At 44.4% G+C, this 13492-nt stretch carries 9 protein-coding genes; 6 read left to right on the top strand and 3 right to left on the bottom strand.

Features of this window, described 5'->3' with window-relative positions:
- The first annotated feature begins 42 nt into the window (after positions 1 to 42).
- Positions 43 to 1410: a sigma-54-dependent transcriptional regulator gene (locus KHN78_RS18760; RefSeq protein ID WP_211918058.1), complete on the top strand. Its 1368-nt coding sequence runs from the start codon at positions 43 to 45 to the stop codon at positions 1408 to 1410.
- Positions 1411 to 1568: 158 nt separating this feature from the next.
- Here KHN78_RS18760 and KHN78_RS18755 read toward each other — a convergent pair whose 3' ends face one another.
- Together KHN78_RS18755 and brnQ are read right to left on the bottom strand one after the other, a co-directional pair.
- Positions 1569 to 2774: a GGDEF domain-containing protein gene (locus KHN78_RS18755; RefSeq protein WP_211918056.1), complete on the bottom strand. Its 1206-nt coding sequence runs from the start codon at positions 2772 to 2774 to the stop codon at positions 1569 to 1571.
- A 163-nt stretch (positions 2775 to 2937) separates the two neighbouring features.
- Entirely contained in the window at positions 2938 to 4245 is a 1308-nt protein-coding gene (brnQ, locus tag KHN78_RS18750; RefSeq protein WP_211918054.1) for a branched-chain amino acid transport system II carrier protein, read from the bottom strand.
- 834 nt (positions 4246 to 5079) lie between these two features.
- Between brnQ and KHN78_RS18745 the strand changes: the two genes are divergently transcribed.
- The 3 genes from KHN78_RS18745 (at position 5080) to lhgO (ending at position 9552) form a co-directional block, all read left to right on the top strand.
- A complete protein-coding gene (locus KHN78_RS18745) occupies positions 5080 to 6090 on the top strand; it encodes a TAXI family TRAP transporter solute-binding subunit (RefSeq protein ID WP_211918051.1) in 1011 nt (336 codons plus the stop codon).
- Positions 6091 to 6172: 82 nt separating this feature from the next.
- Entirely contained in the window at positions 6173 to 8296 is a 2124-nt protein-coding gene (locus tag KHN78_RS18740; protein ID WP_211918049.1) for a TRAP transporter permease, read from the top strand.
- Positions 8297 to 8304: 8 nt separating this feature from the next.
- A complete protein-coding gene (lhgO, locus tag KHN78_RS18735; RefSeq protein WP_211918047.1) occupies positions 8305 to 9552 on the top strand; it encodes an L-2-hydroxyglutarate oxidase in 1248 nt (415 codons plus the stop codon).
- A gap of 199 nt (positions 9553 to 9751) precedes the next feature.
- Here the strand turns inward: lhgO and KHN78_RS18730 are convergent, their stop codons facing one another.
- Positions 9752 to 10153, bottom strand: coding sequence for a cystatin domain-containing protein (locus KHN78_RS18730; RefSeq protein WP_211918045.1), 402 nt, complete (start codon positions 10151 to 10153; stop codon positions 9752 to 9754).
- Between the two features lie 341 nt (positions 10154 to 10494).
- Between KHN78_RS18730 and KHN78_RS18725 the strand changes: the two genes are divergently transcribed.
- Positions 10495 to 11739: an NADH:ubiquinone reductase (Na(+)-transporting) subunit B gene (locus tag KHN78_RS18725; protein WP_211918043.1), complete on the top strand. Its 1245-nt coding sequence runs from the start codon at positions 10495 to 10497 to the stop codon at positions 11737 to 11739.
- Between the two features lie 296 nt (positions 11740 to 12035).
- Positions 12036 to 13436 carry a tryptophanase gene (locus KHN78_RS18720; protein WP_211918040.1) on the top strand — a complete coding sequence of 467 codons (1401 nt, stop codon included), beginning with the start codon at positions 12036 to 12038 and terminating at the stop codon, positions 13434 to 13436.
- Positions 13437 to 13492 lie beyond the last annotated feature (56 nt).

The raw sequence follows: 13492 nt of genomic DNA, 5'->3' as shown, positions 1-13492 counted from the left end.
GCGACAAAGCTATCCCTTACTACTCACGGTAGGCACTTACTTATGGCGTTTGATGATATCCCCAAGATTGCACTTATCGAAGACGATGACATCGTGCGGCAGGCAACAAGCCAATGGCTGCAATTAGCAGGGTTCGACGTTGCTTCATTTTGCTCAGGTTTGGAGGGGCAAGCGGCCATTTTGTCTCAAGATTTTGATGCAATTGTGAGTGATGTGCGCTTACCTGATACCGATGGCTTGCTTATTTTAGATACGCTAAGTCGTAATAAAATAAAAACCCCCATCATATTGATCACTGGCCATGGTGATGTCGATATGGCGGTAAGTGCACTGCAAAAAGGGGCCTTTGATTTTATCGAAAAGCCATTTTTGCCTGAACGTTTATCCGAGCGAGTTAAAGAAGCTGTGGAAACGTATCGTGCGCAAGCCTCAACTCAAGTTCGGCATGAGTACTTAGCCAGTGTCAGCGGACTTGAGGAAGTGTTGATTGGGCGAAGTCGAGCCATGCAACAACTGCGAGAGCAAATTGCAAAGTTGGCAAGAATGGATACCAACGTGATCATTTATGGTGAAACGGGCACTGGTAAAGAGCTCGTTGCGACTAGTCTCCATAATGAAAGTCGGCGTCATACTCACCATTTTGTTCCGATTAACTGCGGGGCAATTCCTGAAAGTTTGTTTGAAAGTGAACTGTTTGGCCATGAAGCGGGAGCATTTACTGGAGCGAGCAAAAAGCGCATTGGTAAGTTGGAGTATGCGGATAAAGGCACATTGTTTTTGGATGAAATTGAGAGTATGCCATTACCGATGCAGGTCAAAGTGTTGCGCTCACTGCAAGAGCATATTGTCGAGCGAGTTGGTGGAAATAAACAGATCGGGATAGATTTACGGGTGATCGCCGCAGCAAAAGAAGATCTTAATGATCATGAAGAGTTTCGTCAGGATCTCTATTACCGACTCAATGTTGGCCAGATTTATTTGCCGCCATTGCGAGAACGAGAAGACGATGCCTTGATACTGTTTGAACACTTTGCCGTTCAAAGTAATCCAGATTATCGTCCTTTAAGTAGCGCGGATAGAAAAGCTATTCAGACTTATGCTTGGCCCGGTAATGTACGTGAACTGCGTAACGTGGCGATTCGTTTTGCTTTGGATGATGCGATTTCAGTGATGGAAATTGTATCAATGCGTCCATCCTCTACGACAGAAGAAACCCAAACTGGTGTACCATTGGTTATACAACTGCATAACTTTGAACGTAAAGTGCTGCATGATTCATTGGTAAGACACCAAGGGCATATTAGTGAGGTCATGCTAGAGCTGGATTTACCACGTCGAACGCTGAACCAAAAAATGCAAAAATTTGGATTGAATCGGGGCGACTATACTTATACTAATCGTAGTAAATAACGGGTCATTCTAGCTTGTTATAATACTCGATAACCTCGTTGAAAATTTAGGCGGTAGAATAACTACTTATCGAAAATTTTAGCCTGGTTTTCAAGCGTTTTTCCTGCGCTAACTCTGATCACCGCAATAAAGCTCAACTCTAAAATAGCGATAAGTCGTTATGCACGTTGTTCGTAGAACGGTTGTTTAAAACTTGCTGTTTTAGCTGATAGCATGGTTACTCTGTCTCTACCTTGTTCTTTTGAATGGTAAAGTGCATGGTCGGAGCGAGAAATAACGTCGTGTAACCGCTCTCCCGATTTTATCTCAGCAACACCAAAACTCATGGTTATCCTTTTCTCTTTGCTGCCTTGACAGGATGCATTCTTGATCGAGTGTCGTAGCGTTTCAGCATGTTCTGCCGCCTGATGAGCGGTGTACTTTGGTAGAACGACCATAAACTCATCCCCTCCAAAACGTATCACTTGAGCCTCTTTGGGCAGGTTTCGACTCATGATATTGGCGACACTGACAATCGTATTGTCACCAGCTAAGTGACCAAACTCGTCGTTAATATACTTAAAGTTGTCGATATCCGTCATGATGATGCTTAGTGGTTCTTGCTTGGCAACGGTTTTGGCAACGAGATTTGGAATCACATCTTCCATTGCTCTTCGATTGAGTAATCCTGTTAGGGCATCTTGAAACGATAAGCTTCTGATGGATTGCAGCAGCCTTGCATTGATTAACCACAACATACAAAAGCTCATGGAGACAACCAAACAAATGCTAAATAAAAAGGTTAATTGATGAACTAATCCTGCCGTCATAAAGTTATAGAGCTCTGAGTCGAAGTAAGTCCACATGGTTCTTCCAATCATAAAAGTACTGAAGCCAAACAAGGAGGCGGCCATTCCAATCGTTGGTAATTGGAGATCACGATTTTTCCCTTTGAGCATGGCGTAAGCACTGGCAAAAGTAACGGCAGATAAATAGAGGCTCACAATAATGATACGACTACGAATAGAGGGAGAATGAAAAGTAAAGTAATAAATCCCCACGCTTGTAAATGGGAGAACCGCAGTGAGATAGCGTGCGATGTTGAGGGGAAAAGCACGAAATATACTCAACCCATATAATGTCAGCAGAAAGCCAATCAGAATGATCGTATTTGAAGCTGTGACGGTGAGCCAGTCTGACGTACTGTCTCTAAAACTCAACAGAAAAGGTCCGCCACCAATAAACAATAGCGAAATTGCAAAGCACGATAGTCCTGGAATTTTACGTTGATTGAATTGGTAGAAGATAAGTCCGATTGAGTAGATACAAGAGAAAAGAATAATTATGAAGTTGAGCGTTCTTATATCTAAAGAAAAGTTATCCATGTTGCCATCCTAGCATCCGAACTACTGGTGTATCGAGCCTTTACCTATCAATAGTAAATATGATTCATGGTAGATTAATTAATCTTGAATGTCTTGAATAGCTGATACTTTTCACAGTTACTAGACGTAGCCCACATTTGTGGGCTAATGCAATGAAACAGTCTCAAGTCGTAGAATGTTCGAAAACAAAGTGTCGCTTAGCTCTATAAATGAGTATCCCTAATATGACTATTATGATCGTTGGAACTATCCAGCTAGCAAAGTACTCGTATAGTGGCATGCTATTGTTTAGCCATTGGTTTGCCACTTCTGGCATGTAGCCGAGAATATGCAAGGCATCGATGCATCCAAAGGTAAGTGCGGTAAATGTGGTAATAACCACCATCATCTGAGACATCTTGTTGCGTACGGGCGCCATTATCATCAGTGCAATTGCGACGGGATGAAGGGCGACAACGGCTGGTAAAGTGATAGCAAGTAGCTGCTCTAGACCTACGTTTGCGATCAAACCCGCCAGTACCATCGTTGTGATCACACAACCTTTGTAGTTCACTCTGCTAAAGGTGCTGTCGTAGAACTCGCTGCCCGCAGTGGTTACACCGATAGCAGTGGTCAAGCATGCTAAAACCATGACCGCGCCTAATAGTAAAGCTCCAAAGGCACCAAAGTGGTTGAAAGTAAACGCTGTTAAGATGTCTCCACCATTACTGAATTCTGAGCCTAGATAAGAACTCGTTGACCCAATGTAAGACAATGATACATAAACAAATGTCATTGCAATTGCGTACATTAAAGCCGCGATAAGTGTGTACTTCGCCGTGGCTTTAGGACAATCCACCCCCATGCTGCGAATTGCGCGAAAGATAATCCAACCAAAGCCAATCGAGCCCAACGCATCCATTGTCATATAGCCTTGCGTTAACCCCTCAGCAAATGCCCCTTTCACGTATGGCCCCGTTGCTGATGTCAGTTCACCAGTAGGGTAAACCAATGCTGTGACTGACATGACCACCAAGATAGCCATCAATGCAGGCGTTAAGATTTTGCCTAGGTTATCAATGAGCTTACCCGGGTATAGGGCAAATAGAATGGTGATAACACAGAAAGCAATAGTAAAAGGCATGAGTGCCATATCACCAAAGGTTGGCGCAAAGCTGAATTGGTAAGCGACAGTAATCGCACGCGGAATCACGAATGCTGGACCAATCACGATAAATACCATCACCCAAAAACTGGTTGCCAAAGGTTTAGGTAGAGCAGCAGTTAGCTTGTCAGAACCATTAACAATGGCAACGATCACAAGTGCCATTGCAGGTAGCCCAACTCCCGTTAAGAGAAAGCCGGACATTCCACTAAGGAAGTTTTCTCCTGCTTGGTAGCCCAAAAAAGGCGGGAAGATCAGGTTACCTGCACCTAAGTACATGGCAAAAGTCATAAAGCCCAAAGCGGCTATATTGCGTGCGCTTAACATTGTTATTCCTCTTACATTTCGCTTGAAAGAAACAGAAGGAATAGGGGGAGGGTGGCATCATTCCGTCAGCTTCTAATCAAGCTGACAGAAATTTTAGATATAGCCTGTCAGCTCTGAATCAGTTTCAGAGAGAGCAGGAGGATCGCAGCAGCAACGCCAGATGGGCGTTTAAAAGCAAGTAGTAATTGCATTGTTGCTGACATAATTGATCCTTAATGATGAAAATACACCAAGGAATACGTTTGCCTTGGTGTGTATCTACACTAACGAACATGAGGCGATGGGGACAACCCCGAAGTGGAAAATAAGATGATAAGGTTGATGTTTGTTTTTGCAGTAGTGGATTGAACTTCTTTGTAAATTATAAATCAGAATAAATGACTTTTCATTTTATTAACACTTCTTGTTTTGATGTGTTTTTGTTCAATTTGTAGAGGTTTCGACCTTAATGTGCTGTCGGAAAAGTGAACGTTTTAGGGGGAATATTATTTTAATCTTACTTTTAAGATCGTTATGACGGTATTTGCATTCTTTGGTGATATAGGCAAAAACTTGCTCATTAGGCAATCAAGCGATTATTTTGTATTGATCACACTTTATTAACTTTTTGTGAGTCCATCGCATAAAAACCGTCTTTCAGATAAGCAAAAACTTGCTCATTACTTTGCTATTCAATCAGCATAATTTTGCTCAGATTCATCTTTTAAAAAATTAATGGCAATAAATACAATGACTTAATGTTTGGCATTTAAATTGCTCTAGCGTGTTTGCTGTTAAGAATAATTTAACACAATGTAAATCTTCGTCCGTGAGACGACTACATGGAGAGTAATAATGAAAATGAATAAGCTAGTTAAAGCTTTGGCTGTCGCTGTGACTTCTTTTGGCATTGCAGCAAATGCGGTCGCTGAAGATCGTAGCTATATTTTGGCGACAGCATCCACCGGGGGAACTTATTACCCAGTAGGTGTCGCGCTTGCTACCTTGAGTAAAGTGAAACTGGCACCCAAACATCACTTTTCTCTTTCAGCGATCAGTTCGGCAGGATCGGGTGAAAACGTCAAATTGCTTAATGAAAACGAAGCTCAATTTGCTATTTTGCAAGGTCTCTATGGCGCGTGGGCATGGTCTGGTGAAGGGCCATATGCTAAGAGTGGTCGTCAAGAGCAACTACGCTCTGTTTCGATGCTTTGGCAAAACGTTGAGCACTTTATTGTTCGTACGGAGTTAGCGAAAACGGGCACTGTCAGTGATTTGAATAACTTAGATGGGAAAAAATTCTCCATCGGTAAAAAGAACTCAGGCACAGAAAATTCGGGTCGTCAGATCATGAAAGGCCTCAATGTGAACCCAGACAAATTTAATTTGGCATTCATGGGCTACGGAGGCAGTGCAAGTGCACTTCAAAACGGAACGATTGATGGGATGAACACTCCAGCAGGTGTGCCTGTTGGTGCGGTAACACAAGCGTTTGCCGCTCTAGGAAAAGACATTTCGATTCTTTCGTTTACTGATGAGCAAATCAAAGAAGCGAATGGCGACTATAACCTATGGACGAAATATGAGATCCCAGCAAATACCTACCCAGGCTTAGATAAGCCAGTGACAACAATCGCACAGCCAAACTTTCTCGCCGTGCGTGAAGACATCTCAGAAGATGATGTTTACCAATTAACTAAAGCAATCTACGAAAACTTACCGTTCTTACAAGGTATCCATAAAGCAACCAAAGCAATGGCAATAGAAAAAGCGATTGCAGGACTACCTGTGCCGCTGCACCCGGGAGCGGTTCGTTACTACAAAGAGATGGGCATAGAGATTCCTGCTGATCTGATCATTCAATAGTTTGATCGTTGCCCTGAGTCATGGCTTGGGGCTTTTATTTTCTGATGGAACGAACAACGGCCGCGAGAGCTTGGAGTATAAGATGAGCGAGTCAATGGAAAAGGAATTGCAGAAATTTGAACTGCCTACACGCAGTGACTTTCCGTGGGTAACGACGACAATCACAGTGTTTGGAGTTGTACTGTCGGCTTTGCATATTTGGTTTAACACCTTGTCGACATTACCAGAACTTTGGATCTCGGCGACCCACTTTGCTGGATTTGCTGTGATTTGTGCACTTTGGTATCCCGCACATATCTCCTTGAAACAGAGTAAGTTTGCTCTCGCCGTCGATGTGTTAATCGCTTGTGGTGCCATTGCTTGTTTAGTCTATATTCCGTATGCCGAAGATGCGCTATACGAACGCGGAGTGAAGTTCGTCACCAGTGATTGGGTATTCGCCATTATGGCGATATTGATAGTGATAGAGCTCATCAGACGCACAATGGGATGGTTTATTCCAGTGCTTATCGTGGTGTGTTTGAGTTATGTCGTCTTGTGGGGGAAATGGGCAACCGGTATTTTTCACTTTCCTGGTTTGAGCATGGAAACCTTACTTTACCGAAGCTTCTATTCTTCAGAGGGCATGTTCGGTTCTATTTCTCGCATCAGTTGGACCTTTGTCTTTATGTTCATCTTGTTTGGTGCGTTCCTTGTGCGCTCTGGGGTGGGAGATTACATCATTAATGTCGCTCGTGCTGCGGCCGGGAAAATCATTGGTGGCCCGGGATTTATAGCTGTTATTGGCTCTGGTTTGATGGGGTCGGTATCGGGGTCTAGTGTTGCAAATACAGTATCGACAGGTGTGATTAGTATTCCGTTGATGCAAAAAGCAGGTTTCCCATCGCGCTTTGCGGCCGGAGTAGAGGCGGCGGCATCAACGGGTGGACAATTGATGCCACCAGTTATGGGCGCAGGTGCGTTCATTATGGCGTCTTATACTCAGATTCCTTATGTGGACATCATTGCAGTATCGTTTATCCCCGCGTTGATTTACTTTTTGTCTGTGGCTTTCTTCGTTCGTATTGAAGCAAAACGCAGCGGGGTCCAAAAGATCACAACGAGCGACGAGTCACTGTTCAAAGTACTGATCAGTGGTTGGCACAACTTAATTCCGCTGGTGGTATTAGTCACCTTGTTGGTTCAAGGCTTTACACCAACGTATGCGGCGGGCTTGTCGATCATTTCTGTCGTGGTGGCATCTTGGTTTTCGAAAGAGCACAAAATGGGACCAAAAGCGATCATTGAAGCGCTCTCTCAAGGTGCGAAAAACATGGCGACCACCGCAGTATTGTTGGTGGGCATCGGCTTGGTGATCAACGTGATTAGCACGACAGGGGTCGGGAATACTTTTTCGCTCATGATCGATGGCTGGGCAAACGGTGACTTATTTATCATGATTGTCCTTATTGCCCTCGCATCTCTCGTTCTCGGCATGGGGTTGCCCGTCACGGCGGCCTACATCGTGTTGGGTACACTGTCTGCTCCTGCCCTTTATAAATTGATAGCTGAAAACCAATTGCTTGAGCTTATGATGTCAGGTCAACTGCCTGAACAAGCGAAAGCCATTTTCATGCTCGCGGCACCAGATAAGTTAGATTTACTCAATGCGCCAATGGCATTAGAAACGGCAAAAGAGATGGTCGCGCTCGTGCCCGCTGATTTTATGGAAACACTTTTGGAGCAAAGCCTCGGAATTGAAGCTGTTGGCTTAGCTTTACTGGCTGCGCACCTGATTATTTTCTGGTTGTCGCAAGACAGCAATGTCACACCACCAGTGTGTTTGACTGCTTTTGCGGCGGCAACGATAGCGAAAACACCACCAATGCGTACAGGTCTTATGGCTTGGAAAATTGCCAAGGGTTTGTATCTGGTTCCGTTGTTGATTGCTTATACAGGATTGGTTAGTTGGGATGCCACATCTGTTATTACTGTTGGCTTTTTTGCCATCATTGGCACCTATTCATTGATTGGTGCGATTGAGGGCTATCTTGAGGGGCCGTTGAACATTTTATTGCGTCTAGTACTAGTGATTACCGGTACGCTGTTAGTTTGGCACGATATTCCAGTGCTAGTTCGCGTGGCATGCTGTGGCATTTTTGTCGCTATCTTTATTTACAGCAGTCGCAAGTTCAAATTGCAACAGTCTCCGCTATCGGTTTTATAAGGGGTGGTATGAAATCAGTCTATGACTACATCATTGTTGGTGGCGGTATCGTCGGTGTCTCAACCGCTTGGCAATTGCAGCAACGTCACCCAGACCGTCGCATTTTATTGGTGGAGAAGGAATCTGGTTATGCTCAGCACCAAACGGGGCATAACAGTGGTGTTATTCATGCGGGAGTGTATTACGCGCCAGGAAGTCTTAAAGCAGACTTTTGTAAACGTGGTGTCGAGCGGACGCTGTCGTTTTGTGCTAAGCACGATATTCCAGTGGAGAATTGTGGCAAGTTACTGGTTGCAACGAACGAGCAAGAAGTTGAACGCATGAATGCCCTCTATGAGCGCTGCCATGTCAACGGTATCGATGTCCAGTTATTAGATGAAATTCAGTTGAAACTTGCGGAACCGAATATTACTGGACTTGGTGCAATCTATGTAAAAGCGACCAGTATTGTTGACTATCGTTTGGTTACCGAGCAGATGGCGAACGAGTTTAAAAAAATTGGTGGTCAAGTTAGTTTAAAAACCAAGGTGATCGCCATTGAAGAGAATGATGATGGAGTTCAACTCACCTGCGTTTCAGATGGCCAGATAATGCAATTGAATACAAGATTTTTGGTCACTTGCAGTGGTTTAATGGCTGATCGAATGACGAAAATGATGGGTATTCCTACCGATTTTCAAATAATTCCATATCGTGGAGAATACTACCGCTTAGATAGCAAACATGATCAAGTGGTCAATCATTTGATTTATCCAATTCCTGATCCTGACTTGCCTTTTTTAGGTGTTCACCTTACTCGTATGATTGATGGTTCAGTAACGGTTGGCCCAAACGCGGTGCAAGGTTGGAAGCGTGAGGGGTATGGCAAGTTCAATATTAATTTACAAGATACCCTGCAGATGATCAGCTTCTCGGGTTTTTGGAAAGTGACGCAAAAACATCTAAAAACAGGCCTAGATGAGTTCAAAAACTCATGGTGGAAGCCAGGTTATCTCAAGCTCGTCAATAAATACTGCCCAAGTATCCAAGTGGAAGACCTTAAACCCTATCCTGCGGGGATTCGTGCACAAGCTGTACTCTCTGACGGTACCCTTGTGCATGATTTTCTCTTCGCTGAAAGTGCGAGAAGTCTCCATGTGTGTAACGCACCGTCCCCAGCTGCAACGTCTGCGATGCCCATCGGTGAATATATTTGCGATAAGGTCATCGACAAGTTACAAGAGAAGAAAGATAAGAATGAAGTCAGCGAGAAATAAAGATGGAGTTGCGTGCTCTAGTCCAAATTAATACTTCGCCACACATTTCAGGACGAGACACACCAAATCAGCGTAAAGGCAACTAAGTCAGTCGCCTTTACGCTTCTTGTTCATTAAGCTTCCTGTTAATTAAGCTTTCTGCCAATTCTTGAGAATGCCGTTATATTGTGGCTAGCATTTTGTGACTTGTATTGAATAGTTAAGTCTCTTTTGGACAAAGTGGGCCTTTCTTGGCATGGCGTTCGATCATGTAATCGCCGCGAGCACTATGAAATATCATCGCGTTCCAGATTTCGCCATCTTTAAATTCGAATTCAATGGCATACCTTGTTCCTGCAACGACTTGTGTTCTCACCTCATTAATTTGCTTAAGCTTGTCTAAGGCGTTCATTTGATGCAAAACCATACTGAGTGAGCGTTCTGCATCTGGTGTGACTTTAGAAACTTGCCATCCTCCAGCTAGGCCTTTTTCTGGCGCGCAAATGGCTTGCATTTTCTTCTTCATCTCTTTTGACATTTGCTTGTCCACGGCTAAGGCATGGGTTGCCATAGGTAGGGCAGATACAGACAGTATTAATGTCCAGAACATCCTCACATTCATAAAAGCACTCCGTTGTTAGTTTGCTGTCTTGAGTATTAGTTTAGTGGCTTAAGTATTGGTTAACTCGCTTCGTTTCTTTTCGCTTACTAGCTGAGCGTCTTCTCGCTTACTAGCTTAGATTATGGTTTGAGTATAAGCGTGGCTTGATTGCTTTACCTAATCAGCATACACACCATGTATCAATTTGTTTACGTAACTCAACATTATAAATGTTAAAAATGACCGCAACGTTCCCAATGGTTACAACATTCACTTGCGGTAGTAAAGGTTATCAACGGTCATAAAAGTAAAAACGATCGCTTTAGTGAGTCATTCGTAACACTCTTAAAGGAGGAGACGTTATGAGTCTGAAGCACTACTTTGAAAAGGTCTCACCAAAGTTTGAGCCTGGAGGCCAGTATCACAAGTTCTATCCACTGTTCGAAGCCGTTGAAACCCTTTTCTATACGCCCGGTAAGGTGAATCAGGGCATTACCCATGTTCGAGATAGTATCGATTTGAAACGCATCATGATCATGGTGTGGCTAGCCGTGTTCCCTGCAATGTTTTGGGGAATGTACAACATTGGTCAGCAATCCAGTGACGCGTTGTTCTATGGTCTTGAAAAAGCAGCAGCACAGCAAGCCATTGATGCCTCTTGGGGTCTGAGTTGGGTTTGGGGCTCAGTCGAAGCTGCTAGTCAAGCGGGTTGGGGAAGTAAGATGCTCGTCGGCGCAACTTATTTTCTGCCTGTTTATGCAACGGTGTTTGTCGTCGGTGGTTTCTGGGAAGTACTTTTTGCTATCGTCCGCAAGCATGAGGTGAACGAAGGCTTCTTTGTCAGCTCCATTCTGTTTGCTTTGATTCTGCCGCCAACCATTCCGCTTTGGCAAGCGGCACTGGGTATCACGTTTGGTATCGTGGTCGCGAAAGAGGTCTTCGGCGGTACTGGGCGTAACTTCCTAAACCCTGCGTTGGCGGGACGCGCGTTCTTATACTTTGCTTATCCTGCCAATATGTCTGGTGGTGCCGTATGGATTGCAGCGGACGGCTACTCTGGTGCAACGCCGCTTAGCCAATGGTATGAGGGTGGTCAAAGCGCTTTGATGAATAACATGACCAGTCAGCCGATTTCTTGGCTGGATGCGTTTGTTGGGAACCTACCTGGATCGATGGGTGAGGTATCGACTTTACTGATCGTGTTAACAGGATTGGTGCTGATCTTTATGAAGATTGCCTCATGGCGAATTGTCGCAGGTGTGTTGGTCGGTTTAGCAGTAACATCACTCATGCTTAATGCCATTGGCTCTAACACCAACCCGATGTTCTCCATGCCTTTCTATTGGCACTTTGTGATTGGCGGTATCGCGTTTGGTACTTTCTTTATGGCGACAGATCCAGTTTCTGCTGCCTTTACCAACAATGGTAAGTGGGCTTATGGCATTTTGATTGGTGTGATGACCATCTTTATCCGAGTACTTAACCCTGCCTATCCCGAGGGCATTATGCTTGCGATATTGTTTGCAAATTTGTTTGCTCCTTTGTTCGATTACATGGTGAAAGAGAACAACATCAAACGAAGAATGAAAAGAACGAGATCTTCATAAAATGAGGGGAGTCTCACTGAAATGTGACTGAAAATTGCACTATATTGAAAAGGTCAGAGACATGGGGTTTCTGGCTTTTCTTTTTATCAGGAGGGCAAAGACGATGAGAATTAAGGATATTCTCGATAGCCGTTTAGTGCTGTCATTCTGGTACAACCTAGATTACGGCTTATCGCTTCTTAACAAAATCTCTCCTCGTTAATTTCCTCAATGCACTCGCATTGAAAGCAATCTATCTATTTGATTTTTAGCCTTGCGCTTACGTGCGTATGGCCATGCGTATAAGGAAATTAATAATGAAACGTATCCCTGAACCGTTCCGCATTAAAATGGTTGAGCCAATCAAAATGACAACCTTGGCTGACCGAGAAATTGCCCTTAAACAAGCAGGTTTTAACCCATTTCTTCTTCGTAGTGATGATGTGTACATCGACCTATTGACCGACTCTGGTACGGGGGCCATGAGTGACAATCAGTGGGCTGGCATCATGATGGGTGATGAGTCCTATGCGGGGAGTCGTAACTATTACCACTTATGTGATGCGGTCGAACATTTCTTTGGCTACAAATTGACTGTACCTGCTCACCAAGGGCGAGGCGCGGAGCAAATCTTGTTTCCTGCTTTGATTGAACGAATGCGTCAGGTTCGCGGTGGTGAAACGCCAGTATTTATCTCCAATTACCACTTTGATACCACGGCGGGTCATATTGAGTTGAATGGTGGTAAGGCGATCAACGTGGTAACGGAAGAGGCGTTCGATACCACCACGCCATATGACTGGAAAGGTAATTTTGATCTCAACAAGCTGGTGGCCACGATTGAAGAGCACGGTGCTCATAATATCTGTGCGATCATCACGACGGTGACGTGCAATAGCTCTGGTGGCCAGCCCGTGTCGATGCAAAACATGCGAAGTGTGTATGAAATTGCGACTAAGTATGACATTCCAGTGGTGATTGACTCGGCTCGTTACTGTGAAAATGCGTATTTCATTAAGCAGCGTGAATCAGGTTACGAAAATACGTCGATTCTGGAGATCATCCGCGAAATGTACCAATACGGAGACATGCTAACCATGTCCGCGAAAAAAGATCCCATGGTGAACATTGGTGGTATGTGCTGTATTCGCGATCATCAAGAGCTGTTCCAAGCGGTACAAACACGATGCGTACCGATGGAGGGCTTTGTGACTTATGGTGGTATGGCTGGACGTGACATGGAGGCGCTTGCTCGTGGTTTATACGAGGGGGCTGATGAAGACTACCTCCATTATCGCATTAGCCAAGTTCAATATTTGGGTGAACGTCTACGGGAAGCGGGTATACCGATTCAATACCCAACGGGCGGGCATGCCGTGTTTGTTGATGCAGCAAAAATTTTACCTCATATTCCAGCGGATCAATTTCCAGCGCAGGTGCTCTGTAATGCGTTGTATTTGGAGGCGGGAATTCGCGCGGTGGAAATTGGTTCATTGTTGCTAGGACGCGATCCAGAAACCGGTGAGCAGAAAGCCTCAGAGCTTGAATTGATGCGTTTAACCATTCCGCGCCGTGTTTACACCAATGATCATATGGATTATATCGCTGATGCGATTATCGAGTTAAGAGACAGTGCCAATAAGCTAAAAGGCCTGACTTTTGAATATGAGCCACCGGTGCTTCGTCACTTCACCGCTCGCTTTCGTGAGATAGAGTAGCGCAAAATCCAATAGATATTACTGACAGAGGCAAGAAGTAAAACTGACAAAAGCAA

The sequence above is a fragment of the Vibrio sp. B1REV9 genome (assembly GCF_905175395.2).
Lineage (GTDB): Bacteria > Pseudomonadota > Gammaproteobacteria > Enterobacterales > Vibrionaceae > Vibrio > Vibrio alfacsensis.
Note: the sequence above shows the minus strand (reverse complement) of the source record. Positions and strands in the feature narration are given on the sequence as shown.

Excerpts from the sequence above, each read along its gene's own strand:
- brnQ (WP_211918054.1), bottom strand. The coding sequence starts at position 4,245 with ATGTTAAGCGCACGCAATATAGCCGCTTTGGGCTTTATGACTTTTGCC.
- KHN78_RS18745 (WP_211918051.1), top strand. The coding sequence starts at position 5,080 with ATGAAAATGAATAAGCTAGTTAAAGCTTTGGCTGTCGCTGTGACTTCT.
- KHN78_RS18740 (WP_211918049.1), top strand. The coding sequence starts at position 6,173 with ATGAGCGAGTCAATGGAAAAGGAATTGCAGAAATTTGAACTGCCTACA.
- KHN78_RS18730 (WP_211918045.1), bottom strand. The coding sequence starts at position 10,153 with ATGAATGTGAGGATGTTCTGGACATTAATACTGTCTGTATCTGCCCTA.
- KHN78_RS18720 (WP_211918040.1), top strand. The coding sequence starts at position 12,036 with ATGAAACGTATCCCTGAACCGTTCCGCATTAAAATGGTTGAGCCAATC.
- KHN78_RS18760 (WP_211918058.1), top strand. The coding sequence starts at position 43 with ATGGCGTTTGATGATATCCCCAAGATTGCACTTATCGAAGACGATGAC.
- KHN78_RS18755 (WP_211918056.1), bottom strand. The coding sequence starts at position 2,774 with ATGGATAACTTTTCTTTAGATATAAGAACGCTCAACTTCATAATTATT.
- KHN78_RS18725 (WP_211918043.1), top strand. The coding sequence starts at position 10,495 with ATGAGTCTGAAGCACTACTTTGAAAAGGTCTCACCAAAGTTTGAGCCT.
- lhgO (WP_211918047.1), top strand. The coding sequence starts at position 8,305 with ATGAAATCAGTCTATGACTACATCATTGTTGGTGGCGGTATCGTCGGT.